Source organism: Streptomyces sp. NPDC013455, from assembly GCF_040632975.1.
Lineage (GTDB): Bacteria > Actinomycetota > Actinomycetes > Streptomycetales > Streptomycetaceae > Streptomyces.
Window position 1 is genome coordinate 1 of the sequence record NZ_JBEYCX010000024.1, and the last position, 24,182, is coordinate 24,182.

Consider the following 24,182-nt stretch of genomic DNA (forward strand, 5'->3'; position numbering starts at 1 on the left):
ATCGACTCCTTCGACCAGTGGGGCGTGGAGCTGGGCAAGGTCCTCGCCAAGCGGGTCGAGCCCGCCCTCACCGAGGGCGCCGACGTCCCCGGCCTGGACGCCTCCACGCGCGCGCTGGTCGCCCGGTACCGGGAGCTGCGCGGCCGCAGCTGAACCGCCGCCGTCCGCTCGCCGGCCGTCCTCCGTCGGCCGCCACCGTCCGTCACCGCCCGTCGTCCGCCACCGCCCGCCCGCCGGCCGTGGCGGACGGCGTTGTGCGTTTCCCGTGCCGATCGCCTAAGGTTCCGCTGATCCAGGGGAGGAAGCACGCATGATACGCAGGGCGCTCACCACGGCCGTGGCGGTGGCCGTGACGGCCGTGACCGCGGCGGGCTGTGGCGGCGGCAACCGGTCGTCGGACGGTGAGCCGGACGCCGAGAAGGGCCGTCCGACGGCCACGGCACAGGTCACGGGGGACTACGCGGGACTGGAGGACGTGCCGGAGCGGCTCGCGGCGGACGGGACGGCCATCGTGGTCGGCGACCCGAAGGCCCCGTTGGTGGTGCGCCTGTACGAGGACCCGCGGTGCCCGGTCTGCGAGGAGTTCGAGACCGACGGCGGCGGGCCGGTTCTGCACAAGGCCGCCGTCCGCCGCCAGGTGCGGATCGAGTACACCCTGGCCTCCTTCCTGGACGACCGGGTCGGCGGCTCGGGATCCGAGAAGGCGGTCAACGCCCTGCGGGCCGCGCTGGACGCCGGCAAGTTCGCCGAATACCACCAGATGCTCTACGCCCACCAGCCCGAGGAGAGCGTCGACGGCTTCACCGACGCCTATCTGCTCAAGCTGGCGGGGCGGATCGACGGGCTGCGCGGGCCCGCGTTCGACTCGGCCGTGAAGACCATGAAGTACCGGTCGTTCGTGACCGCGTCCGAGAGGGCCTACGAGCGCGCCGGCGGCAAGGAGGATCCGCGGGGGCCGGGCACGCCGACCATGGACATCGACGGCGTCCGCATCCCGGCCGAGTACAACGGGCTGTTCTTCGACGGCGAGGTCTTCGGCGAGCTGCTCGCCAACATCGCGGAGAACCCCGAGTCGTGGGACGGCTCGTTCTTCGACGTCCTCGACGCGATGGACACCGGCTCGGCCTGACGCCGGCTCGGCCCGCCTCCGCCCCCGGCCAGGCCCGCGCCCGGCCCGGCCCCGCCCCCGGCCTGATACCGGCTCAGGCCACCGCGCTCAGCGTGTCCGCGAGCCGGCGGCGGGCGGCGCGGGCCGCGGGCAGCGTGGCGAGCGCCGCCGCGCCCAGCACGGCGGCCGAGCCGAGCAGGAGCAGCAGGCCCGGGGAGGGCGACCGGGCGATCCCGGCGCCGATGCCGCTGGAGCCGCCCTGGGCGTCGATCAGCCGGCGGGCCAGCGGCAGCCCCAGCGCCGTACCGGCGACGACCGCCGCCAGGGTCGTACAGCTCGTCGCCGTGACGGTGATCGCGGCGATCTGCCGCGGTGACATGCCGATCGCCCGGAGCGCCAGCACGTCCCGCTCGCTCTCGCGGACGCTGCCGCCGATCGCGGTGAGCAGCTCGACCAGCCCGATCAGGGCCAGCACGGCGATCAGGCCGGCGACGACGCCGCGCAGCGGGGACAGCCCGTCGGCGGGGTTCGTCACGGGGTGCACCTCCAGGTGGCCGGCGCCGGCCGCGGCCAGCGCGGTGGCCACCTGCCGCGGGTCGGCGCCGGGGCGCAGCCGCAGCTCGTGGAAGGCCGGCGACAGCCCGGGGTCGTTCTCGCGCAGGGTGTCCAGGGAGGTGGTCACCACCCGGCCGGCGTTGCGCGGCTCGATGTCGCGGCCCACGATGTGCAGGATCTGCGGGCGGTCGCCCACGGTCATCCGGACCCAGTCGCCGACCCGCGCGTGCAGCACGTCGAGCAGGCCCTGGCCGGCCACCGCCTCGTCCGGTCCGCGCGCGGGGCGGCCCTCGGCGAGGGTGTAGGGGTAGGGCTCGGCGCGGGTGCCGACGCCGCGCAGCGCGATCGTCCCCGTCTGCCCGGGGACCAGCGCGGCCACCTCGACGCCCGGGTAGACGGCCGCGACCCCGGAGTCCCGGGTCAGCACGGCCCGTACGGCGGCCGCGTCCAGGACGCCGTCGGAGCGGACGGTGAGCGCCGTCGGCAGTCCCACCCGCTCGGGGCTGCTGTGGAAGCGGTCGATCGTGGTCCACGCGCTGAGCGCCACCACGATCAGCAGCAGCGGCAGCGTCAGCCGGGCCACGGCCGCGAGCGACCGGCCGCGGCCCGAGAACGCCTTGTGGCAGCCCAGGACCAGCGCGGCCGGCAGCCGCAGTCCGAGCGCCCGCCGGGCCGGCCCGGTCAGCCGCCCGCCGGCCGGCGCCGCCGGACGCGGCACCGGTACCGGCGGCACCCGTCCGGCCCGCCAGGCCGCGAGCCCCGTGGTCAGACCGATGAACAGCACCGCGGCCGCCGGCACCACGCCCAGCGCCAGGGTGTGTCCGGGCAGCCCCTGCCACACCCCCACCGCGTCCCCGAGCCGGCCCGGGACCCGGCTGCCCAGCCCCTCGGTCAGGGCGGCCGCGGCCACGGCTCCGAGCACGGCGTACGCCAGGTGCTGGAGGAGGAAGACCCGCACCACCTGGCCGGGGGTGAAGCCGATCGCCTTCAGCACCGACAGGTCCCGCAGGTGTCCGCGGATGCGGGTGGAGATCGCGCCGTGGACCGCGAACCCGGCGGCGATCAGCGCGCCCAGACCGAACAGCCCGAGCACCTGGCCGAGCAGCCGGTTGCCGCCCTGGGCCTCGGCGCGCGCCTGCTGCCAGGTGGAGACCTCGCCGACCGCGCCCGCGCCCAGCACGGTGACGGCACGCTGCACCGCGTAGTCCGTGTCGGCCGGGTCGCCCAGCCGCAGCCCGATGACCTGCCCGGCCGGTGCGCGCACCGCGCCCGGCAGCGCCCACACCAGCCCCGGCTGCTCGCCCGGGCGGTAGCGGGGCTCGGCGCTGTCCGCGATGCCCTCGACGGTCAGGGTGCGGGCGGTGCCGGGCAGCGTCAGGGTGTCCCCGGGCTCGGCCAGCAGGGCCCGGGCCAGGCTGCTCTCCAGCACCACACCGTCCGGCGCGGCCGGGTTCAGCCAGTGCCCGGCGGTGAGCAGGGGACGGGAGACGGCGGGCAGGCGCGGGGTGCCGCGCAGCTCCACCGAGGCCCGGGTGCCGCGGGCGGCGACGGTGGCCGACTCGGTGCGGTAGGGACCGGCGACGGAGCCGACGCCGTCCAGCCCGGCCAGCTTGCCGGCGTCGGCGGACAGCGCGGTGTGCAGCCACACGTGCGCCCCGCGCGCCTCGGCGAACGTCCGCTGCCAGGGGTTGGTGGCATAGCCGAACAGGGCGGTGGCCAGCAGCAGGGAGGCGACGATCCCGGCGGTCGCCAGCACCAGGAACAGCGCCTCGCCGCGGTGGTTGCGCAGATCGGACTGCGCCCAGCGGAGGGCGGCCCGCACGTCCCTGAGATCCGGCACCGTCAGTCCCTCAGCTCCAGCACACCGGAGATGCCGCCGCGCCGGGACGGCGGGGCGTCGTCCAGGGCGGCGTCGTCGGCTATGCGGCCGTCGAAGAAGCTGATCACCCGGTCCGCGGCGCTGGCCAGCCGGGCGTCGTGCGTGACGAGGACGATGCTCTGCCCGCGTGCGTGGAAGCGGGACAGCAGCCGCATGACCTCGCGGGTGCCCTTGCTGTCCAGGCTGCCGGCCGGCTCGTCGGCGAGCAGCAGCGGCGGGTGGTTGACCAGCGCGCGGGCGAGGGCGACCCGCTGCTGCTCGCCGCCGGACAGCTCGCCCGGCATGCTGCGCTCCTTGCCCGCGAGGCCCAGCTCGGCCAGGAGCGCCTCCCGCTCGGCGCGGGCCTTCTTCGGCGGGACGCCGGCGAGCAGGGCGGGCAGCTCGACGTTGTCGGCGACGGACAGGTTCGACACCAGGTTGAAGAACTGGAAGACGATGCCGATGGACCTGCGGCGTTCCACCGCCCAGCGTGCCTCGCCGAAGGAGTCGGTGCACCGGCCGTCGAGCCAGACGCTGCCGGCGTCCGGCCGCTGGAGCCCGCCCAGCAGGTGCAGCAGCGTCGACTTGCCGGCGCCGGACGGCCCGGTGATCGCCACGAACTCACCCCGGGCGACACTGAGGTCGACCCCGCGTACGGCGTGGGCCGGTGCGCCCTCGCCGTGGTGGGTCTTCACCAGGCCCTCGGCGCGCAGCACCGGAGGGTGGTCGTCGCTCACTCCAACTCCTCCAGTTCCTCCTGGCACCGCTCCAGCCAGTCCAGGTCGGCCTGGAGGTGCAGCATCGCGCCCTCGATCAGCAGGTGGGCGATTCGGTTGTCCCGGTTCTCGGCCGCGGCCAGTTTCGACAGGTTGCGCATGGTGGTGAGGTACTGGCGCCGCTGCCGGTTGATGAGGGCGATCTGGTCGGCGAGACCGGTCTGCGGGGCGAGGGCGAGCTTCATGAAGAACTCGTCCCGGACCCGCGGCTCGTCCTCGGTCTCCTCGAACCAGACGCGCAGCGCCTCACGCCCGGCTTCGGTGAGGTGGTAGACCTTCTTGTTGGGCCGGCTGGACTGCTCGACGTCCTCGCCCTCGATCAGCCCGGACTTCTCCAGGCGGCCGAGGGTGACGTAGACCTGGCCGACGTTCGGCTGAGGGTACGCGGCGCCCAGCAGTTGCTCAAGGTCCTGCTTCAGCTCGTAGCCGTGGGCCGGGCCACGGGCCAGGAGTGCCAGGAGGGGCAGGCGCACTCGTGCTGTCCTCCTGTCTGCTCCATGTGCTCCAGGCCCTAGTATCGCGCATACCTAACAGGTATACATGGCCTCTGTCCGCGGGCGAGGGTGCCCGTGGTGCCGGTGTACAGGGAGGAACCTATGCGGTGGATACGCGCCGCCGGTAGGGGCCTTCTCGTTCTCGTCGTGATCATGGCCGGGTACGTGGCCTCGGGCGCCGGCGCCGGCGGGCCCGCGCAGGGCGGCCGCGGGCCGCTCACCCTGGCCACCGCCGGGGATCTCACCGGCTATCTCGGCCCGCTGCTCCAGGGCTGGAACCGCACCCACCCCGGCGAGGAGGTCACGCTCGTCGAGCTGCCCGACTCCGCCGACGAGACGCACGCGCAGATGGCGACGGACCTGCGCGGCGGCGACCGGGGCCGGTTCGACGTCCTGAACATCGACGTCGACTGGACCTCGGAGTTCGCGGCGGCCGGCTGGATCCGCCCGCTGCCCCGCGACCGCTTCCCGCTGGGCAGCTTCCTGCCGCCGGTCGTGGACACGGCGACCTACGACGGACGGCTGTACGCGGTCCCGTACGTGACGAACGCCGGACTCCTGCTGTACCGCAAGGACGTCCTCGGCAAGGAGGGCGTGCCGCCGCCGCGTACCTGGGCCGAGCTGGAGCGCGCCGCGCAGACCATCGCGCCGAAGTACGGCCTCGACGGGTACGCGGGCCAGTTCCTGCCCTACGAGGGCCTCACCGTGAACGCGGCCGAGGCCGTGTACTCGGCGGGCGGCACCATCCTCGGGGGTGAGGGCACCCGGGTCACCGTGGACTCCGCCGCCGCCCGCGAGGGCATCGGCTTCCTGGCCCGCGGCCTCCGCGAGGGCTGGATCCCGCGGCGGGCGCTGACGTACAAGGAGGAGGAGTCCAAGCAGTCCTTCCAGGACGGCAGGCTGCTCTTCCTGCGCAACTGGCCCTACGCCTACGCCGTCGCCGCGGAGCGGGGCACGAAGGTCGCCGGGCGGATCGGCGCCGTGCCGCTGCCGGGGCCCGACGGGCCGGGGACGAGCGTCCTCGGCGGCTCCAACCTCGCGGTCAACGCGCACGCCCGGCACCCCGACTCCGCCGTGCGCCTGATCGCCTACCTCACCAGCGAGTCCGTGCAGCGCCAGGTGCTCACGCGCGGCGCGCTGCCGCCGGTGCGGGCCGCGTTGTACGAGGATCCCGCCCTGGTACGGCGATTCCCCTACCTGCCGACCCTGCGCACCGCGGTGCTCACCGCCCGCCCGCGCCCCAAGAGCCCGCACTACGACCAGGTCAGCCTGGCCGTGCAGGCGGTCGTGCAGGACGCGCTCACCGGGCGCCAGACGCCCGGCCAGGCCGTGCGCCGGCTGGCGCGCGAGCTCGACGCCATCGCCCGTCGATAGTTACTTGTTAAGTAACGTCCCCATCACGACTGCGCTCGTCTTGGGGTGATTTGCCCTGACCTGGGCACCCAACTCGCCAGTATCTTCCGTTCATTTCGTTGACACCTTCGCCGGCGGCCTACCTAACATGCATGCATAACGACCGCCCTTCAGAGACAGGTTCCACAGGGTGAACAGGCATCATTGGTGGCGCGACGCGGTGATCTACCAGGTCTACGTCCGCAGCTTCCTGGACAGCACCGGAGACGGCATCGGCGACCTGGCCGGCGTCCGGGCCGGACTGCCGTACCTGAAGAAGCTCGGCGTCGACGGGATCTGGCTCAGCCCGTTCTACCCCTCGCCGCAGCACGACCACGGCTACGACGTTTCCGACTACCGCGACGTCGACCCGGTCTTCGGCGACCTCGCCGAGTTCGACCTGCTGATGGCGGCCGCCCGGCGGCTCGGCATCAAGGTGCTCCTCGACATCGTCCCCAACCACTGCTCCAGCGAGCACCCGTGGTTCCGCGAGGCCCTGGACAGCGCGCCCGGCAGCCCGGCCCGCGACCGCTTCCACTTCGCGGCCGGCCGCGGACCCGACGGCAGCGAGCCGCCCAACAACTGGCACGCCATGTTCGGCGGACCGGCCTGGACCCGGGTCGCCGACGGCCAGTGGTACCTGCACATGTTCACGCCGGAACAGCCCGACTGGAACTGGCGCAACCCCGAGATCCCCGCCGAGTTCGACCGCATCCTGCGCTTCTGGCTCGACCGGGGCGTGGACGGCTTCCGCATCGACGTCGCCGCCGGCCTCTACAAGCACCCCGCGCTGCCCGACTCCGACGACCCGGAGGCCGACGCCCGCACCCGCGACTCGGTCAACCCGCTCGCCTGGAACCAGCCCGAGGTGCACGACGTGTGGCGCCGCTGGCGCTCCATATGCGAGGAGTACGCCGACCGCGACGGCCGCGAACGCCTGCTCGTCGGCGAGGTCTCCGTGCCCACCGCCCGCGAACACGCCCTCTACGTCCGCCCCGACGAACTCCACCAGGCCTTCTTCTTCGACCTGCTCGGCGCCGCCTGGGACGCCGACGCCTTCCGCAAGGTCATCTCCGAGGCCATGGACGACATCGCCGGCACCGGCTCCACGGTCACCTGGGTGCTCAACAACCACGACCAGGTCCGCACCGTCACCCGCTACGGCGAACCCGCCACCGGGGGCAGCGGCCTCGGCGCCGCCCGCGCCCGCGCCGCCGCGCTGCTGATGCTGGCGCTGCCCGGCGCCGCCTACATCTACCAGGGCGAGGAACTGGGCCTGCCCGAGGTCGTCGACCTGCCCGACGACGTGCTCACCGACCCGATCTTCCGGCGCACCGGCAGCCGAGCCCGCATCCGCGACGGCTGCCGGGTGCCCCTGCCCTGGTCGGGACAGGCGTCCCCGTTCGGCTTCACCTCCGGGGCGGAGGGCGCCAAGCCCTGGCTGCCGCAGCCGGACTACTTCGCCGAGTACGCCACCGACCGGGCCCTCGCCGACACCCGCTCCTTCTGGCACCTGTACCGGGAGGGCCTGCACCTGCGCAAGACACTGCCGCAGCTGGGCGAGGGCTCCCTCGAATGGCTGGACACCCCGCCGGGCGTCCTCGCCTTCGTCCGCGGCGACGGCCTGGTCTGCGCCGTCAACTTCGGTACCGCGGGCGCCCCCGCACCGGCCCCCGGCACCCCCTTGCTGTCCAGCGGCCCCTGCCCGCCCGGCGTGCTGCCCGGCGCCACGGCGGCCTGGTGGCTGAACGACCTCTGATCACCCGTCCCTGACGAAAGGTCCGTCAACGATGATGCGACGACGCACGACCCTGCTCACCGGCTGCACCGCCCTCGCGCTCGCCCTCGGCACCACCGCCTGCGGCGGCGGATCCGTCTCCGCGGGCGGCGGCGGCAAGGCGCTCAGCGGCCAGACCGTCACCGTGGCCGGCGTCTGGTCCGGCAGCGAGCAGAAGAACTTCCAGAAGGTCCTGGACGCGTTCGCCGAGAAGACCGGCGCCAAGACCCAGTTCGTGTCGACCGGGGACAACGTCTCCACGGTCGTCGGCAGCAAGATCGAGGGCGGCAACGCGCCGGACGTCGTCATGGTCCCGCAGGTCGGCGTCCTCAAGCAGTTCGCCGAGAAGGGCTGGCTCAAGCCGCTCTCGCCGGCCACCCGGAAGTCCGTCGACGCCGGCTACGCGCCGGTGTGGAAGAAGTACGGCAGCGTCGACGGCACGCTGTACGGCCTCTACTTCAAGGCCGCCCACAAGTCGACGGTCTGGTACAGCCCCGACGCGCTGGCCCAGGCCGGGGTCAAGCCCCCCAAGACGTACGCCGACCTGCTGAAGGCCGGGCACACCGTCTCCGACTCCGGCCTCGCCGCCTTCGCGGTCGCCGGCCAGGACGGCTGGACCCTCACCGACTGGTTCGAGAACGTCTACCTCTCCCAGGCCGGCCCCGAGAAGTACGACGCCCTCGCCGCCCACGAACTCGAGTGGACCGACCCCACGGTGGTCCGGGCGCTCACCACCCTCGGCAAGCTCTTCGAGGACAAGCAGCTGATCGCGGGCGGCCGGAAGGGCGCCCTCAACACCGACTTCCCCGGCTCGGTGGAGAAGGTCTTCGGACCCGAGCCCGAGGCCGGCATGGTCTACGAGGGCGACTTCGTCGCCGGTGTCGCCCACGACCAGTACGGCAGGACCATCGGCAAGGACGCGGACTTCTTCCCCTTCCCCGCGGTCGACGGCGGCAGCGCACCGGTCGTCAGCGGCGGTGACGCGGCGGTCGTCCTCAAGGACGGCAAGAACGCCAAGGCCGGCATGGAGCTCCTGGAGTACCTCGCCACCCCCGAGGCCGCGGCCGTCTGGGCCAAGGCGGGCGGATTTCTGTCCCCGAACAAGAAGCTGGACCTCGCGTCGTACGGCGACGACGTCACCCGCGCCACCGCCGAGTCCCTCGTCGGCGCCGGGGACTCCGTCCGCTTCGACATGTCCGACCAGGCACCGGCGGCCTTCGGCGGCACCAAGGGCACCGGCGAGTGGAAGCTCCTCCAGGACTTCCTGCGCGACCCCTCGGACCCGAAGGGCACCGCGGCGAAGCTGGAGTCCGCCGCGGCCAAGGCGTACCGGGACTGACCATGACCGCCACCACTGTCGAGAAGCGGCAGGCGGCCCCGCAGCCCGCCACCGGCCCGGCGCCCGCGCGCCGCGGCCGGCGGCGCGGCCGGCTCATCGCCCTGCTCTTCGTCTTCCCCGCGCTGCTCCTGCTCGGCGCGCTCGTCGTCTACCCGGTGCTGTTCTCCGTCGGCCGCAGCCTCTTCGACGCCTCCGGCACCCGGTTCGTCGGCGGCGACAACTACGCCGAGATGTTCCGCGACCCGGCCACCCTCAAGGCCATCCGCAACACCACCGTCTGGGTCGTCGTCGCCCCCGCCCTGCTCACCGGCCTCGGCCTCATCCTGGCCGTCTTGGTCGAGAAGGTCCGCTGGGCCACCGCCTTCAAACTGCTCCTCTTCATGCCGATGGCGGTGTCCTTCCTCGCCGCCGGCATCATCTTCCGGCTCGCCTACGACGAGGACCCGGACAAGGGCGTGCTCAACGCGGCCGTCGTCTCCGTCCACGACGCCTTCCAGGGCACGTCGACCTACCCGACGGCCCGCGGCCGCACCGGAGTGCTCGCCCACGACCGGGACGGCTCCTACCGCGCGACCGCGTCGGCGGGCGACTCGGTGACCCTGCCGATGGTCGGCGTGCCGCCCAAGGACCTGCCCCGCGACGCCCGGCCCGCCGCGCCGGCCCCGCCCAAGGCCGGCCCCGGCGAACTGCGCGGGGTCGTCTACCTGGACTTCACCCCGGGCGGGGGAGGGAAGCAGGGGAAGGTCGACCCGAAGGAGAGCGGCCTGCCCGGCATGAAGGTCCAGGCGGTGCGCGACGGGAAGACCGTGGCGAGCACCACGACGGCCGCCGACGGCTCCTTCCGCCTCTCGGGACTCACGGCGGGGCCGTACGCGGTGACCCTGCCCGAGTCGAACTTCGCCCCGCCCTACCAGGGCGTCTCCTGGCTCGGCCCGGCCCTCGTCACCCCGGCGATCATCGGCGCCTACCTGTGGATCTGGACGGGCTTCGCCATGGTCCTGATCGGCGCCGGCCTGTCCACGCTTCCCCGTGACGCGCTGGAGGCGGCCCGGATGGACGGGGCGAACGAGTGGCAGATCTTCCGCCGGATCACCGTCCCGCTGCTCGCACCCGTGCTCACCGTGGTCTTCGTGACCCTCGTGATCAACGTGATGAAGGTCTTCGACCTCGTCTACATCATCGCGCCGGGACCGGTGCAGGAGGACGCCACCGTCCTCGCGACCCAGATGTGGCTCGTGTCCTTCGGCGGCGGCAACAACCAGGGCCTCGGCAGCGCTCTGGGCGTCCTGCTCCTGCTGCTGGTGGTCCCCGCGATGGTCTTCAACGTCCGCCGCTTCCGAAGGAGTCAGCGATGAGCAGTCAGCGAAGGAGCCAGCCGTGAACGCGATCAGGCGGGGTCTGGCCAACGGCCTGGTGCAGGCGTCCCTGGTGGTGATCGGCCTCGTCTGGCTCACCCCGCTGGCGGGCCTGTTCGTGTCCTCCCTGCGCTCGGCCCAGGACACGGCGAAGGGCGGCTGGTGGACGGCGCTGGCCGGCCCCGGCCGGCTGTCCTTCGACAACTACTCGGCGCTGCTGGGGAACGCGGGCATCACCCAGGCGTTCTGGAACACGGTGCTGATCTCGGTGCCGGCCACCACGCTGGTCGTCGTCATCGCGGCCCTCGCCGGATACGCCTTCGCCTGGCTGGACTTCCCCCTGCGGGAGCCGCTCTTCCTGCTGGTGGTGGCCCTGCTGGTGGTGCCGGTGCAGATCGGCCTGCTGCCCGTCGCCAAACTCTTCGGCCAGCTGGGCCTGTTCGGCACCATCCCCGGCGTCGTCCTCTTCCACGTGGCCTACGGACTGCCGTTCGCGGTGTTCCTGCTGCGCAACTACTTCGCGGAGATACCGAAGGAGATGCTGGAAGCGGCGCGGATGGACGGCGGCAGCGAATGGCGCATCTTCATCCGGCTCGTGCTGCCCGTGGGGCGCCCGGCCATCGCCTCGCTCGCCATCTTCCAGTTCCTGTGGGTCTGGAACGACATGCTGGTCGCGCTGCTCTTCGCGGACAGCTCCGCGCAGCCGCTGACCGTGGAACTCCAGTCGCAGATCCGGCAGTTCGGCAGCAACATCGACGTCCTCGCGCCGGGTGCGTTCCTGTCGCTGATCGTGCCGGTCGCGGTGTTCTTCGCCTTCCAGCGGCACTTCGTGCAGGGCGTGATGGCGGGCTCGGTGAAGTGACCGGCGGGACCGGTGGACAGACGAGTGGCGGCGGGAACCTCCGGTTCCCGCCGCCACTTCGCGCGTGCGCCCTACGGCGACGCGGGCGGATACAGCGACCGGGGCAGCTGCGAGGCCGCGGCCGAGTCCAGCAGCCACAGGGTGCGGGCCCGGCCGTACGCCCCCGCCGCCGGGGCCTGGATCTCACCCGCGCCGGACAGGGCGATGGCCGCGGCCTCCGCCTTGTCCTCGCCCGCCGCGAGCAGCCACACCTCGCGGGCCGACCGGATCGCCGGAAGGGTCAGGCTGATCCGGGTGGGCGGCGGCTTCGGCGCGCCGTGCACGCCGACCACCGTCCGCTCGGTCTCCCGCACGGCCGGCAGCTCCGGGAAGAGCGAGGCCACATGGGTGTCCGGGCCGACGCCCAGCATGAGGACGTCGAAGGTGGGCACCGCACCGTGGTTCTCCGGGCCGGCCGCCTTCGCCAGCTCCGCCGCGTACGCCTCCGCGGCCGCCTCCACGTCCGTGCCGTACGGGCCGTCGGAGGCGGGCATGGCGTGCACGCGCTCCGGGTCCAGCGGTACGGAGTCCAGCAGGGCCTCGCGGGCCTGCGTGACATTGCGCTCGGGGTCGCCCTCGGGGAGGAAGCGCTCGTCGCCCCACCAGAGGTCGAGCCGCGTCCAGTCGATGGCGTCCCGGGCCGGTGACGCGGCCAGCGCCGCGAGCAGGCCGTTGCCGTTGCGGCCGCCCGTGAGGACCACGGACGCGGTGCCCCGGGAGGCCTGCGCGTCCACGATCTTCGTGATCAGGCGGGCCGCGGCGGCCTGCGCCATCAGCTCCTTGTCGCGGTGGACGACCAGCTGCGGAGTGCTCACTTCGCCGCCGCCTTCCTCGCCGGGACCTTCTTGGCGGTCTTCGCGGCCGCCTTCTTCGCGGGCGCCTTCGCGGCCTCCTCGACCGGCTCCGGCTCGGCGACCGGCCCGGCCGCCTCCTCGGCGACCGGCTCGGAAGCCTCCTCGGCGACCGGCCCGGAAGGCTGCTCGGACGCCTGCACCGGAACCGTGTGGAGCCGCTCCACGCCGTAGCGCAGCGCCGACGCGTAGGTGTCGTCCGGGTCCAGCCGGCGCAGCTCCTCCGCGATCAGCTCGGCGGTGTCCCGCCGCTTGAGCGCCACAGCGCGGGCCGGCTGGCCCTCGATGGCCAGGGTGGCCAGCGAGCCGTCCGCCCGGTCCAGCACGATCGGGCCGCAGCTGGTGTCCATCCGGACCGCCGTGAGCCCCGGACCGGACGACAGCGAGCGCGTCACCGGCACGTCCAGCCGGTCCGCGAGCCACATCGCCAGCAGCTCACAGCTCGGGTTGAACTCCTCGCCCTCCACCTCGACGGCCGTCACCTCGCAGACGACCTGGTCCAGGGCCGCCGCCAGCATCGAACGCCACGGCGTGATCCGGGTCCAGGACAGATCGGTGTCGCCGGGCGTGTAGGCCGTGGCACGGGCCGCGAGCTCCCGCACCGGCTGCTCGGCGGCGTAGCTGTCGGTGACCCGGCGCTGGGCGAGCGCGCCCAGGGGATCCTGTGCCGGGTCCAGCGGCGCGTTCACCGGCCACCACACGACCACCGGTGCGTCCGGCAGCAGCAGCGGCAGGACCACCGAGTCGGCGTGTTCGAGGACCTCGCCGTACAGCCGCAGCACGACCGTCTCGCCGGTGCCCGCGTCCGCGCCCACCCGTACCTCGGCGTCCAGACGCGAGGACGTGCGGTCGCGCGCGGAGCGGGAGACCCGCTTGATGACCACCAGCGTGCGCGAGGGGTGCTCGCGCGAGGCGTCGTTGGCGGCCTTCAGGGCGTCGTAGGCGTTCTCCTCGTCCGTGACGATGACGAGGGTGAGGACCATGCCCACGGCGGGGGTGCCGATGGCGCGGCGGCCCCGCACCAGAGCCTTGTTGATCTCTCCGGCGGTGGTGTCGGTCAGGTCTATCTTCATGGCCGGCGCCAGCTCCGTCCGTCTCGTGCGAGCATCTCGTCCGCCTCCACGGGACCCCAGGTGCCCGACTTGTACTGCGCGGGCCTGCCGTGCTCGTCCCAGTACTCCTCGATCGGGTCGAGGATCTTCCAGGACAGCTCGACCTCCTCCGTGCGCGGGAAGAGGTTGGCGTCACCCAGCAGCACGTCCAGGATCAGCCGCTCGTACGCCTCCGGGCTGGACTCCGTGAACGACTCGCCGTAGGCGAAGTCCATGGAGACGTCCCGGATCTCCATCGAGGTGCCGGGCACCTTGGAGCCGAAGCGGACGGTCACGCCCTCGTCCGGCTGGACCCGGATGACGATCGCGTTCTGGCCCAGCTCCTCGGTCGCCGTGGTGTCGAACGGCGAGTGCGGGGCCCGCTGGAAGACGACCGCGATCTCCGTCACCCGGCGGCCGAGGCGCTTGCCGGTGCGCAGGTAGAAGGGGACGCCCGCCCAGCGGCGGTTGTCGATCTCCAGCTTGACCGCGGCGTAGGTGTCGGTCTTCGACTTCGGGTCGATGCCCTCCTCTTCGAGGTAGCCGATGACCTTCTCGCCGCCCTGCCAGCCGGCCGCGTACTGGCCGCGCACGGTGCTGCGGCCCAGGTCCTTCGGCAGCCGCACGGCACCCAGCACCTTCTCCTTCTCCGCGGCCAGCGCGTCCGCGTCGAAGGAGGCGGGCTCCTCCATGGCGGTCAGGGCCATGAGCTGGAGCAGGTGGTTCTGGATGACGTCCCGGGCGGCGCCGATGCCGTCGTAGTAGCCGGCCCGGCCGCCGATGCCGATGTCCTCGGCCATCGTGATCTGCACGTGGTCCACGAAGGACCGGTTCCAGATCGGCTCGAACATCGTGTTGGCGAAGCGCAGCGCCAGGATGTTCTGGACGGTCTCCTTGCCCAGGTAGTGGTCGATCCGGAACACCTGGTCCGGCTCGAACACCTCGTGCACGACCTTGTTCAGCTCCTCGGCCGAGGCGAGGTCGTGGCCGAACGGCTTCTCGATGACCGCGCGGCGCCAGGAACCACTGGTCTGGTCGGCCAGACCGTGCTTCTTCAGCTGCTGGATGACCACCGGGAAGGAGCGCGGCGGCACGGACAGGTAGAAGGCGAAGTTGCCGCCCGTGCCCTGTGCCTTGTCCAGCTCCTCGATGGTGGCCCGCAGCCGCTCGAACGCCTCGTCGTCGTCGAAGGTGCCCTGGACGAAGCGCATCCCCTGGATGAGCTGCTGCCAGACCTCCTCCCGGAAGGGGGTGCGCGAGTGTTCCTTGACCGCGTCGTGCACGACCTCGGCGAAGTCCTCGTGCTCCCAGTCGCGGCGGGCGAAGCCCACCAGCGAGAAGCCCGGCGGCAGCAGACCCCGGTTGGCGAGGTCGTAGACCGCGGGCATCAGCTTCTTGCGCGACAGGTCGCCCGTGACGCCGAAGATGACCAGACCCGACGGCCCCGCGATGCGCGGGAGCCGTCGGTCGGCCGGGTCACGAAGCGGGTTCGCTCCGGAACCGGAAACGGGTGACAACTCAGCCCTCCGAAGGGGCGAGGCGCTCGAGCTCCGCCTGGGTGGACTTCAGCAGGTCGTTCCAGGACGCCTCGAACTTCTCGACGCCCTCGTCCTCCAGCACCTGCACGACGTCGTCGTACGAGATGCCGAGCCGCTCCAGCGCGTCGAGGTCGGCGCGCGCCTGCTCGTAGGTGCCGGTGACGGTGTCACCGGTGACCTCGCCGTGGTCGTCGGTGGCCTCCAGCGTGGCCTCCGGCATGGTGTTGACCGTGTTCGGCGCGACCAGCTCGGTGACGTACAGCGTGTCCGGGTAGGCCGGGTCCTTGACGCCGGTCGACGCCCACAGCGGACGCTGCTTGTTGGCGCCGGCGTTCTCCAGCGCGTTCCAGCGGTCGGAGGAGAACACCTCCTCGTACGCCTGGTAGGCCAGACGCGCGTTGGCGACGGCGGCCTTGCCGCGCAGCGCCTTGGCCTCCTCGGTGCCGATGCCGTCCAGGCGCTTGTCGATCTCGGTGTCCACGCGGGACACGAAGAAGGACGCCACGGAGTGGATCAGCGACAGGTCCAGGCCGCGCTCCTTGGCCTTCTCCAGGCCGGTGAGGTAGGCGTCCATGACCGCGCGGTAGCGCTCCAGCGAGAAGATCAGCGTGACGTTGACGCTGATACCGAGGCCGATGACCTCGCTGATCGCCGGGACGCCCGCCATCGTGGCCGGGATCTTGATGAGGGTGTTGGGGCGGTCGACGAGCCAGGCCAGCTGCTTGGCCTCGGCGACGGTCGCCTTCTCGTTGTGCGCCAGGCGCGGGTCGACCTCGATGGAGACCCGGCCGTCCTGGCCGCCGGTGGCGTCGAAGACCGGGCGCAGGATGTCGGCGGCGTCGCGGACGTCCGCCGTGGTGATCATGCGGATGGCCTCTTCGACGGTGACCTTGCGGGCGGCGAGGTCCGACAGCTGCTGGTCGTAGCCGTCGCCCTGGGAGATCGCCTTCTGGAAGATCGTCGGGTTGGTGGTGACGCCCACGACGTGCTGCTGGTCGATCAGCTCGGCGAGGTTGCCGGACGTGATCCGCTTGCGCGACAGGTCGTCCAGCCAGATCGCGACGCCTTCCTCGGAGAGGCGCTTGAGTGCGTCTGTCATGGAATTACATCTCCTACGTGTCGTATGTGAGCGTCAGCGCTGGGCGTCGGCGAGGGATTCCCGCGCCTTCGCGGCCACGTTCTCCGCGGTGAAGCCGAACTCCCGGAAGAGCACCTTGGCGTCGGCGGACGCACCGAAGTGCTCCAGGGAAACGATGCGGCCGGCGTCCCCCACGTACTTGTGCCAGGTCAGCCCGACGCCCGCCTCCACGGCGACCCGGGCCTTGACGGACGGCGGCAGCACGGAGTCCCGGTACCCCTGGTCCTGCTGCTCGAACCACTCCACGGACGGCATGGACACGACCCGGGTCGGGACGCCCTCGGCCTGGAGCCGCTCACGCGCCTCGACCGCCACGTGCACCTCGGAACCGGTGGCGATCAGGATCACCTGCGCCGCCGCGCTCTGCCCGTCGGACCCTTCGGCGTCGAACAGGACGTAGCCGCCACGGGCGGCGTCCTCGTTCGGCTCGTACGTCGGCACGCCCTGGCGGGTGAGCGCGAGGCCGTGCGGCTGGCCCTTGCCGAACTCCTTGGTCCAGCGCTTGAGGATCTCGCGCCAGGCGATCGCGGTCTCGTTGGCGTCCGCCGGACGCACGATGTTCAGGCCCGGGATCGCGCGCAGCGAGGCCAGGTGCTCGACCGGCTGGTGGGTGGGGCCGTCCTCGCCCAGACCGATGGAGTCGTGCGTCCACACGTACGTCACCGGCAGGTGCATCAGGGCCGACAGGCGCACGGCGTTGCGCATGTAGTCGGAGAAGACGAGGAAGGTGCCGCCGTAGATCCGGGTGTTGCCGTGCAGGGCGATGCCGTTCATCTCGGCGCCCATGGAGTGCTCGCGGATGCCGAAGTGGATCGTGCGGCCGTACGGGTTGGCCTCCGGCAGCGGGTTGCCCTCGGGCAGGAACGAGCTGTCCTTGTCGATCGTGGTGTTGTTCGACCCGGCGAGGTCGGCGGAACCGCCCCACAGCTCGGGGATCACCGCGCCGAGCGCCTGGAGCACCTTGCCGGACGCGGCACGCGTCGCGACGCCCTTGCCCGGCTCGAAGACCGGGAGCTTCTCCTCCCAGCCGGCGGGCAGCTCGCCCCGGCTGATCCGGTCGAACTCGGCGGCCCGCTCCGGGTTGGCGTCCCGCCACACCTGGAGGGACTTCTCCCACTCGGCCTTCGCCTCGGCACCCCGCTCCAGCGCCTGGCGGGTGTGGGCGATGACCTCGTCGGACACCTCGAAGGACTGCTCCGGGTCGAAGCCGAGGACGCGCTTGGTGGCCGCGACCTCCTCGTCGCCCAGCGCCGAGCCGTGCGCGGCCTCGGTGTTCTGCGCGTTCGGGGCCGGCCAGGCGATGATCGAGCGCATCGCGATGAAGGACGGCTTGTCCGTGACCCGCTTCGCCTCCTGGATCGCGGCGTAGATCGCCGCCGGGTCCAGGTCGCCGTTGTCCTGCGCCTCCACGCGCTGCACGTGCCAGCCGTAGGCCTCGTACCGCTTGACGGTGTCCTCCGAGACGGCCGTCTCGGTGTCGCCCTCGATGGAGATGTGGTTGTCGTCCCACAGCAGGATCAGGTTGCCGAGCTTCTGGTGCCCGGCCAGCGAGGACGCCTCGGCGGAGATGCCCTCCTGGAGGCAGCCGTCACCGGCGATGCAGTAGACGAAGTGGTCGAAGGGGGACTCGCCCTGCGGGGCCTCCGGGTCGAACAGACCGCGCTCGTAGCGGGCGGCCATCGCCATGCCCACCGCGTTGGCGACACCCTGGCCGAGCGGACCGGTGGTGGTCTCGACGCCCTTGGTGTGCCCGTACTCCGGGTGGCCGGGGGTCTTGGAACCCCAGGTCCGGAACGCCTTCAGATCGTCCAGCTCCAGGCCGAAGCCGGCCAGGTAGAGCTGGGTGTAGAGGGTCAGGGACGAGTGGCCGGCGGACAGTACGAAACGGTCGCGCCCGACCCACTCGGGGTCGGCGGGGTCGTGCCGCATCACCTTCTGGAAGAGGGTGTAGGCGGCCGGAGCCAGGCTCATCGCCGTACCGGGATGGCCGTTGCCGACCTTCTGTACGGCGTCGGCGGCCAGGACGCGGGCGGTGTCCACGGCCCGCTGGTCCAGCTCGGTCCACTCGAGGTCTGTGGTGGTCGGCTTGGTGCTCACCCTGGGTCAGGGCTCCTCTCCACATGATCGGTCGCCGGTCGTCGGGGCACGCGCCCACCCGGCCACCGGCGTGCTTCTGCCCGCCGGCCGCTGCCGAGCCTACCCCCGTAAGGACGTGCGTTTTTTCGAGTGTTTCCAGACTGCCGGGACTCGATGCGATCCGCCTCCCGACTGGCCGAGACGGCATTTGGCACATGAATACGGGCTGCGACAACTGAGCGCTCAATCGAGGGGTGGGGCACCTCTTATGGGGTGTGCGCCAACACGACCCCACCCCCGCGAAGGCCGGGGTATGGGCAACGTCTAAAGTGGCGTGGTACGCGCGAGCCTTTACCGGGACTTCACAGGGGGAGGCTTGCTGGGATGTCTCTGTCAGGGGTGTGCGTGACGGCCGTCGAATCCCGTCCAGCGGGGGTGCTCGGTGCGAGCCAAAGCCCGGTCCACCGGCCGTTCGGGGCCCGTGTCAAGGCGTTCGTGGCACTGACCAAGCCGCGGATCATCGAGCTGCTGCTCATCACCACCGTTCCGGTGATGTTCCTGGCCCAGCAGGGTGTGCCCGACCTGACGCTGGTCCTGCTGACCTGCGTCGGCGGCTACCTCTCCGCGGGCGGCGCCAACGCGCTGAACATGTACATCGACCGGGACATCGACGCCCTGATGGACCGCACCTCGCAGCGGCCGCTGGTGACCGGCATGGTCAGCCCGCGCGAGTGCCTGGCCTTCGGCATCACCCTGGCGGTCGTCTCGACGCTGCTGTTCGGTCTCACCGTCAACTGGCTGAGCGCCTGGCTGTCACTCGGGGCGCTGCTCTTCTACGTCGTCGTCTACACGATGATCCTCAAGCGGCGCACGTCACAGAACATCGTGTGGGGCGGCATCGCGGGCTGCATGCCGGTGCTGATCGGCTGGTCCTCGGTGACGAACTCGATGTCCTGGGCGCCGGTCATCCTCTTCCTCGTGATGTTCTTCTGGACCCCGCCGCACTACTGGCCGCTGTCCATGAAGGTCAAGGAGGACTACGCGCGCGTGGGCGTGCCGATGCTGCCGGTCATCGCCTCCAACAAGGTCGTCGCCCGGCAGATCGTCATCTACAGCTGGGTGATGGTCGCCGTCTCCCTGCTGCTGACCCCGCTCGGCTACACCGGCTGGTTCTACACGGCCGTGGCCCTCGCGGCCGGCGGCTTCTGGCTCTGGGAGGCGCACGGGCTGCAGAACCGGGCGAAGGCCGAGGTCACCGGCGCCAAGCTGAAGGAGATGCGGCTCTTCCACTGGTCGATCACCTACGTGTCGATCCTCTTCGTCGCCGTCGCGGTGGACCCCTTCCTCCGCTGAGCCCCTCCTCCGCACGCCTTCCCCGACGGGAGGGGTGGGTGGCCAAGGCCACCCGCCCCTCCCGTCGCCGTTCGGTCTACCCGTCGGTAGCATCCTGGCCATGGCAGACACGCAGCAGGTTGACGCGCGGGCCGAGCGCAAGGTGTCCCGGCTCGCCCACCAGATCAGCGCCTTCGCGAAGGCGCACGGCGGCGCGGAGGGCCAGGTGGCCCACATCGGCGAACGCGGTGCCCGCATCGTCCTCGTCGGCGAGGACGGCGGCTGGGGCGACCTGGTGGCCCCCACGTACGCCATCGCCGAGCAGGCGGTGGCCCTCTCCGGCATCACGGTCCACGAGGACTTCGACGGCGAGTTCGCGGCGAAGGTGACGACGGGCCCGTACGAGTGGAAGCGGATGGCCGGCATCCAGGTCGGCGGCTGAGCGGCGCGCCCGGGAGGGCGTCCCGGCCGCCGGCGCTCCGGCGCCCGCGCGGCCCGGGCGCACGCGGCCGGCGGCCGAGCGGCGCGCCCGCGAGAGGCGTCCCGGCCGTCGGCGCCCGCGCGGCCCGAGCGCACGCCGGTACGGCCGCGCGAGTTCGTCCGCGACCTCACACCCCGTTCACCCGTTAGGACGTGTAAGGCAGCACGCGTCCTCACGGGGAGCCCGGATGATCGAAACGCCGTCCCTCGTGGACCAGTACTGCCACGGGGTGCTCCGTACGGAGCTGGGCCTCGGCACCTTCGAGGCCCAGTTGGCGCGGACCGAGGGCCCGCCCGCTCCCGGCACCACCCTCTTCGACACCCAGACCGGCTTCGCCGTACGGCGCTGGTGCCCACCCCTGCTCGGCCTGGAACCGCACTGCCCGCCCGCCCGCTACCTGGCGCGGCGCCGGGAACTCGGCGTCCTGGAGGCGGACCGGCGGCTGCTGCGCGGCAGCGGGATCACCACCTACCTCGTCGACACCGGCCTGCCCGGCGACCTCACCGGCCCGGCGGAGCTGGCCACCGCGGGCGCCGCCCAGGCCCGCGAGATCGTCCGGCTGGAGCTGCTCGCGGAGCAGGTCGCCGACACCTCCGGCACCGTCGACTCCTTCCTCGCCAACCTCGCCGAGTCGGTGCACGGGGCCGCGGCGACCGCCGTCGCCTTCACCTCCGTCGCGGGGCTCCGGCACGGGCTGGCCCTGGCTCCGGAGCCGCCGGGGCCGGGGGAGGTGCGCGGCGCGGCGGGCCGCTGGCTGGCCGGACGGCGGGTCGGCGGCGCGCTCACCGATCCGGTGCTGCTGCGGCACCTGCTGTGGATCGCGGTCGCCTCCGGCCTGCCGCTGCAGCTGCACGCCGGTCTCGGCGAGCCGGGCTCCCGCATCGACCGCACGGACCCGGTGCTCCTCACGGACTTCGTCCGCGCCACCGCCGGCCTCGGCACCGACCTGATTCTGCTGCACGGCTATCCCTACCACCGCCACGCGGCGCACCTGGCCGGCGTCTTCCCGCACGTCTACGCCGACTCCGGCGCGGCGCTCGTCCGCACCGGCGCCCGGGCGGCCACGGTCCTCGCCGAGATCCTGGAACTGGCCCCCTTCGGGAAGATCCTCTTCTCCACCGGCGCCCAGGGCCTGCCCGAACTGCACGTCGTCGGTGCCCGCCTCTTCCGCGAGGCCCTGAGCCGGGTCCTCGGCACCTGGGTCGCCGAGGGCGCCTGGTCCCCGGAGGACGCCCGGCGGGTGGCCCGGCTGATCGCGGCGGACAACGCGCGCCGGGTGTACGGGCTCGGGTGAGCCGGTGGCCTACGCCCGGGTGCCGACCGGCGTCCGCGCCGCGGCGTCCGGCAGGTCCGGCGGGAGCTCCGGGCGCTCGCGCAGCGCGAGCAGGACGCGCAGGGTGGCGATCCAGATCAGGCACGAGCCGAGCATGTGCAGGCCGACCAGGACCTCGGGCAGGTGCGTGAAGTACTGCACGTAACCGAGCACGCCCTGGGCGAGCAGGACGACGAAGAGCTCGCGGGTGCGGGCCAGCGGCCCCGCAGGGGCGTCGACCGCCTTCAGGACGAACCACAGGGCGAAGGTCAGGGTGACGACGATCCAGGCGAGCACCGCGTGCAGCTTGGCGACCGTCTCCCAGTCGATCGGGATGCGGTCGACCTCGCTGGAGTCGCCGGCGTGCGGCCCGGCCCCGGTCACCACCGTGCCGACCGCGATGAGCAGCACGGACGCGGCCACCAGGAACCACACCAGCTGCTGCACCGCCTTGCCGACCAGCGGACGCGGCGCCTCGTCGCCCTCCCGCGCGCGCTGCCACATCACCGTGGCGATGGCGATCAGCGCCGAGGAGAGCAGGAAGTGCGCGGCGACCGTGTACGGGTTGAGGCCGACCAGCACGACGATGCCGCCGAGCACCGCGTTGCCCATGACCACCCAGAACTGCGCCCAGCCCAGCCGGGTCAGCGAGCGCCGCCACGGCTTGCCGGAGCGCGCCGCGATGATCGCCCAGCCGACCGCGGCGCACAGCACGTAGGTCAGCATGCGGTTGCCGAACTCGATGACCCCGTGGAAGCCCATGGCCCGGGTGGTGGTCAGCGAGTCGTCCGTGCAGGTGGGCCAGGTCGGGCAGCCGAGGCCCGAGCCGGTCAGGCGTACGGCGCCGCCGGTCACGACGATGACCACCGACATCACGAGCGCGGCGAGCGCCGCCCGCCGGACGGTCCGGGGATCCGGACTCCAGCGGTCGGCGATGAAGGCGAGCGGGTTGCGCAGGGCCGCTACGACGTCGGCGCGGGTCAGCTTTGGCACGCCCACCATCGTAGGCCGCTGCTTGTGCACGCGTTCACGAGGGGGTCGCCGGGCGCTCGTCGGCCCGCTCACACTTCTCCGCGTGCCGCCCCGCTCACTCCCAGCGGAAGAACTTCCCGGCCGCGGCCAGGCCGGCCACCGCCCAGGCGGCCAGGACGCCCAGGTCGCCCCAGGGCATGCCGGCGCCGTGCTGGAGCACGTCCCGCAGGCCGTCGGAGAGCGCCGAGATCGGCAGCAGGGCGAGGACGTGCTCGCCGGCCGCGCCGAACTTCTCCAGCGGCACGATCACTCCGCCGCCCACGAGCAGCAGCAGGAAGACCAGGTTGGCGGCGGCCAGCGTCGCCTCCGCCTTCAGCGTGCCCGCCATCAGCAGACCGAGCCCGGAGAAGGCGGCCGTGCCGAGGAGCAGCAGGAGCAGGACGGCGGCCGGGCCGCCGTGCGGGTCCCAGCCGAGCGCGAAGGCGACGGCGGTCAGCAGGGCGATCTGGAGGACCTCCGTGACCAGCACGGACGCCGTCTTGGCGGCCATCAGGCCCCAGCGGGGCAGCGGGGAGGAGGCGAGCCGCTTCAGGACGCCGTAGCGGCGCTCGAAGCCCGTCGCGATGGCCTGGCCGGTGAACGCCGTCGACATCACGGCCAGGGCCAGGACGCCGGGGGCGAGGAAGTCGACCGCCTCGCCCGCGCCGGTGTCCACGATGTCGACCGAGCTGAAGAGCGCCAGCAGCAGGGTCGGGATGACGACCGTCAGCAGCAGCTGCTCGCCGTTGCGCAGCAGCATCTTCGTCTCCAGCGCCGCCTGCGCCGCGATCATGCGGGGGAGGGGGGCCGCACCCGGCTCGGGGGTGTAGGTGCCCGACGCGGTGGTCATCAGCGCAGCTCCTTGCCGGTCAGCTCCAGGAAGACGTCTTCCAGGGTGTGCCGTTCCACCGAGATGCGGTCCGGCATCACCCCGTGCTGGGCGCACCACGAGGTCACCGTGGCCAGCAGTTGGGGGTCTATCTTGCCGACGACCCGGTAGGCGCCCGGGGTCAGCTCGGCGGCCGTGCAGTCCGCCGGGAGCGCCTTGAGCAGGGAGCCGACGTCGAGGCCGGGGCGGCCGGTGAAGCGCAGGGTGTTCTCGGCACCGCCCTTGCACAGCTCCTCCGGGGAGCCCTGGGCGATGACCCGGCCGCCGTCGATGATCGCCACGTCGTCGGCGAGCTGCTCGGCCTCGTCCATGTGGTGCGTGGTGAGGATCACCGAGACGCCGTCGGCGCGCAGGTCCCGCACCAGGTCCCAGGTGGCCCGGCGGGCCTGCGGGTCGAGGCCGGCGGTCGGCTCGTCCAGGAAGACCAGCTCCGGGCGGCCCACGACGGCCATGGCGAGCGCGAGGCGCTGCTGCTGGCCTCCGGAGAGCCGGCGGTAGGGGGTCCGGCCGCAGGAGCCGAGGCCGAGGCGTTCGACGAGGGCGCCGACGTCGAGCGGGTGCGCGTGCAGCCGGGCGATGTGCCGGAGCATCTCGTCGGCGCGGGCGCCCGAGTACACGCCCCCGGACTGGAGCATCACCCCGATGCGGGGCCGCAGCTCGGCGGACTGCCGTACCGGGTCGAGGCCCAGGACGCGCACCGTGCCGGAATCCGGCTTCCGGTACCCCTCGCAGGTCTCGACCGTGGTCGTCTTCCCCGCCCCGTTGGGACCGAGTACGGCGGTCACTCCCGCCTGGGCCACCAGGTCGAGGCCGTTCACCGCGGTCTTCGTGCCGTACCGCTTCACCAGGGCCTGGACCTGGACCACGGGCTCACTTCGCATGGCTGCAGAGTCTAGGGAGAACGGTCG

At 72.5% G+C, this 24,182-nt stretch carries 21 protein-coding genes; 10 read left to right on the plus strand and 11 right to left on the minus strand.

What is annotated here, in order from left to right:
- Both ABZ576_RS29695 and ABZ576_RS29700 read left to right on the plus strand, forming a co-directional pair.
- A partial coding sequence (locus tag ABZ576_RS29695) for a hypothetical protein (protein ID WP_360747742.1) occupies positions 1-153 on the plus strand: 153 nt, incomplete at its 5' end.
- A gap of 157 nt (positions 154-310) precedes the next feature.
- On the plus strand, positions 311-1,129 hold the full coding sequence (locus ABZ576_RS29700) for a thioredoxin domain-containing protein (RefSeq protein ID WP_360747455.1): 819 nt from the start codon (positions 311-313) through the stop codon (positions 1,127-1,129).
- 73 nt (positions 1,130-1,202) lie between these two features.
- Here ABZ576_RS29700 and ABZ576_RS29705 read toward each other — a convergent pair whose 3' ends face one another.
- Genes ABZ576_RS29705 through ABZ576_RS29715 form a run of 3 tightly spaced genes read right to left on the minus strand, consistent with a single transcriptional unit; the run spans position 1,203 to position 4,770 of the window.
- Positions 1,203-3,485 carry an FtsX-like permease family protein gene (locus ABZ576_RS29705; RefSeq protein WP_360747745.1) on the minus strand — a complete coding sequence of 761 codons (2,283 nt, stop codon included), beginning with the start codon at positions 3,483-3,485 and terminating at the stop codon, positions 1,203-1,205.
- 20 nt (positions 3,486-3,505) lie between these two features.
- Complete coding sequence (locus ABZ576_RS29710) at positions 3,506-4,258, minus strand: ABC transporter ATP-binding protein (protein ID WP_360747458.1); 753 nt, start codon at positions 4,256-4,258, stop codon at positions 3,506-3,508.
- Positions 4,255-4,770, minus strand: a complete 516-nt coding sequence (locus ABZ576_RS29715) for a PadR family transcriptional regulator (protein ID WP_360747461.1) — start codon at positions 4,768-4,770, stop codon at positions 4,255-4,257. The genes ABZ576_RS29710 and ABZ576_RS29715 overlap by 4 nt, the downstream gene beginning before the upstream one ends.
- 123 nt (positions 4,771-4,893) lie before the next feature.
- On the opposite strand from ABZ576_RS29715, the gene ABZ576_RS29720 reads away from it, so the two are divergent.
- The 5 genes from ABZ576_RS29720 (at position 4,894) to ABZ576_RS29740 (ending at position 11,516) form a co-directional block, all read left to right on the plus strand.
- Complete coding sequence (locus tag ABZ576_RS29720) at positions 4,894-6,165, plus strand: ABC transporter substrate-binding protein (RefSeq protein ID WP_360747464.1); 1,272 nt, start codon at positions 4,894-4,896, stop codon at positions 6,163-6,165.
- 169 nt (positions 6,166-6,334) lie between these two features.
- On the plus strand, positions 6,335-7,942 hold the full coding sequence (locus tag ABZ576_RS29725; protein WP_360747467.1) for a glycoside hydrolase family 13 protein: 1,608 nt from the start codon (positions 6,335-6,337) through the stop codon (positions 7,940-7,942).
- Between the two features lie 31 nt (positions 7,943-7,973).
- Positions 7,974-9,299, plus strand: a complete 1,326-nt coding sequence (locus tag ABZ576_RS29730) for an ABC transporter substrate-binding protein (protein WP_360747470.1) — start codon at positions 7,974-7,976, stop codon at positions 9,297-9,299.
- Positions 9,300-9,301: 2 nt separating this feature from the next.
- Positions 9,302-10,654 carry an ABC transporter permease subunit gene (locus ABZ576_RS29735; protein ID WP_360747473.1) on the plus strand — a complete coding sequence of 451 codons (1,353 nt, stop codon included), beginning with the start codon at positions 9,302-9,304 and terminating at the stop codon, positions 10,652-10,654.
- 22 nt (positions 10,655-10,676) lie between these two features.
- Positions 10,677-11,516, plus strand: a complete 840-nt coding sequence (locus tag ABZ576_RS29740) for a carbohydrate ABC transporter permease (protein ID WP_360747476.1) — start codon at positions 10,677-10,679, stop codon at positions 11,514-11,516.
- A gap of 71 nt (positions 11,517-11,587) precedes the next feature.
- On the opposite strand, the gene pgl is transcribed toward ABZ576_RS29740, so the two are convergent.
- Genes pgl through tkt form a run of 5 tightly spaced genes read right to left on the minus strand, consistent with a single transcriptional unit; the run spans position 11,588 to position 18,270 of the window.
- Positions 11,588-12,370 (minus strand): 6-phosphogluconolactonase, encoded by a 783-nt coding sequence (pgl, locus tag ABZ576_RS29745; RefSeq protein ID WP_360747479.1) that lies wholly within the window; start codon positions 12,368-12,370, stop codon positions 11,588-11,590.
- Positions 12,367-13,479, minus strand: a complete 1,113-nt coding sequence (gene opcA, locus ABZ576_RS29750; protein ID WP_360747482.1) for a glucose-6-phosphate dehydrogenase assembly protein OpcA — start codon at positions 13,477-13,479, stop codon at positions 12,367-12,369. The genes pgl and opcA overlap by 4 nt, the downstream gene beginning before the upstream one ends.
- Positions 13,476-15,014 carry a glucose-6-phosphate dehydrogenase gene (gene zwf / locus ABZ576_RS29755; protein WP_360747485.1) on the minus strand — a complete coding sequence of 513 codons (1,539 nt, stop codon included), beginning with the start codon at positions 15,012-15,014 and terminating at the stop codon, positions 13,476-13,478. The genes opcA and zwf overlap by 4 nt, the downstream gene beginning before the upstream one ends.
- Before the next feature lies 1 nt (position 15,015).
- Positions 15,016-16,134: a transaldolase gene (gene tal, locus ABZ576_RS29760; RefSeq protein WP_360747488.1), complete on the minus strand. Its 1,119-nt coding sequence runs from the start codon at positions 16,132-16,134 to the stop codon at positions 15,016-15,018.
- A gap of 33 nt (positions 16,135-16,167) precedes the next feature.
- On the minus strand, positions 16,168-18,270 hold the full coding sequence (gene tkt / locus ABZ576_RS29765) for a transketolase (RefSeq protein WP_360747491.1): 2,103 nt from the start codon (positions 18,268-18,270) through the stop codon (positions 16,168-16,170).
- A gap of 378 nt (positions 18,271-18,648) precedes the next feature.
- Here tkt and ABZ576_RS29770 point away from each other — a divergent pair, with 378 nt between their 5' ends.
- From ABZ576_RS29770 to ABZ576_RS29780, 3 genes are all read left to right on the plus strand, one after another.
- Positions 18,649-19,602: a heme o synthase gene (locus ABZ576_RS29770; RefSeq protein ID WP_360747748.1), complete on the plus strand. Its 954-nt coding sequence runs from the start codon at positions 18,649-18,651 to the stop codon at positions 19,600-19,602.
- Between the two features lie 100 nt (positions 19,603-19,702).
- Positions 19,703-20,023: a hypothetical protein gene (locus ABZ576_RS29775; protein WP_360747494.1), complete on the plus strand. Its 321-nt coding sequence runs from the start codon at positions 19,703-19,705 to the stop codon at positions 20,021-20,023.
- Positions 20,024-20,249: 226 nt separating this feature from the next.
- The gene (locus tag ABZ576_RS29780) at positions 20,250-21,356 is read left to right on the plus strand and encodes an amidohydrolase family protein (RefSeq protein WP_360747497.1); all 1,107 of its coding nucleotides are present in this window, start codon (positions 20,250-20,252) and stop codon (positions 21,354-21,356) included.
- A 9-nt stretch (positions 21,357-21,365) separates the two neighbouring features.
- On the opposite strand, the gene ABZ576_RS29785 is transcribed toward ABZ576_RS29780, so the two are convergent.
- The 3 genes from ABZ576_RS29785 to ABZ576_RS29795 form a co-directional block, all read right to left on the minus strand.
- A complete protein-coding gene (locus ABZ576_RS29785) occupies positions 21,366-22,376 on the minus strand; it encodes a COX15/CtaA family protein (RefSeq protein WP_360747500.1) in 1,011 nt (336 codons plus the stop codon).
- Positions 22,377-22,461: 85 nt separating this feature from the next.
- Positions 22,462-23,235 carry an ABC transporter permease gene (locus ABZ576_RS29790; protein WP_360747503.1) on the minus strand — a complete coding sequence of 258 codons (774 nt, stop codon included), beginning with the start codon at positions 23,233-23,235 and terminating at the stop codon, positions 22,462-22,464.
- Positions 23,235-24,155, minus strand: coding sequence for an ABC transporter ATP-binding protein (locus tag ABZ576_RS29795; RefSeq protein ID WP_360747506.1), 921 nt, complete (start codon positions 24,153-24,155; stop codon positions 23,235-23,237). Before ABZ576_RS29795 ends, ABZ576_RS29790 begins: the two co-directional genes overlap by 1 nt.
- Positions 24,156-24,182: the final 27 nt, after the last annotated feature.

Bases quoted from the DNA above. Each gene is read 5' to 3' on its own strand.
- ABZ576_RS29700 (WP_360747455.1), top strand. From the start codon at position 311: ATGATACGCAGGGCGCTCACCACGGCCGTGGCGGTGGCCGTGACGGCC.
- ABZ576_RS29720 (WP_360747464.1), top strand. From the start codon at position 4,894: ATGCGGTGGATACGCGCCGCCGGTAGGGGCCTTCTCGTTCTCGTCGTG.
- ABZ576_RS29730 (WP_360747470.1), top strand. From the start codon at position 7,974: ATGATGCGACGACGCACGACCCTGCTCACCGGCTGCACCGCCCTCGCG.
- ABZ576_RS29735 (WP_360747473.1), top strand. From the start codon at position 9,302: ATGACCGCCACCACTGTCGAGAAGCGGCAGGCGGCCCCGCAGCCCGCC.
- opcA (WP_360747482.1), bottom strand. From the start codon at position 13,479: ATGAAGATAGACCTGACCGACACCACCGCCGGAGAGATCAACAAGGCT.
- tal (WP_360747488.1), bottom strand. From the start codon at position 16,134: ATGACAGACGCACTCAAGCGCCTCTCCGAGGAAGGCGTCGCGATCTGG.
- ABZ576_RS29775 (WP_360747494.1), top strand. From the start codon at position 19,703: ATGGCAGACACGCAGCAGGTTGACGCGCGGGCCGAGCGCAAGGTGTCC.
- ABZ576_RS29780 (WP_360747497.1), top strand. From the start codon at position 20,250: ATGATCGAAACGCCGTCCCTCGTGGACCAGTACTGCCACGGGGTGCTC.
- ABZ576_RS29785 (WP_360747500.1), bottom strand. From the start codon at position 22,376: ATGGTGGGCGTGCCAAAGCTGACCCGCGCCGACGTCGTAGCGGCCCTG.
- ABZ576_RS29790 (WP_360747503.1), bottom strand. From the start codon at position 23,235: ATGACCACCGCGTCGGGCACCTACACCCCCGAGCCGGGTGCGGCCCCC.
- ABZ576_RS29795 (WP_360747506.1), bottom strand. From the start codon at position 24,155: ATGCGAAGTGAGCCCGTGGTCCAGGTCCAGGCCCTGGTGAAGCGGTAC.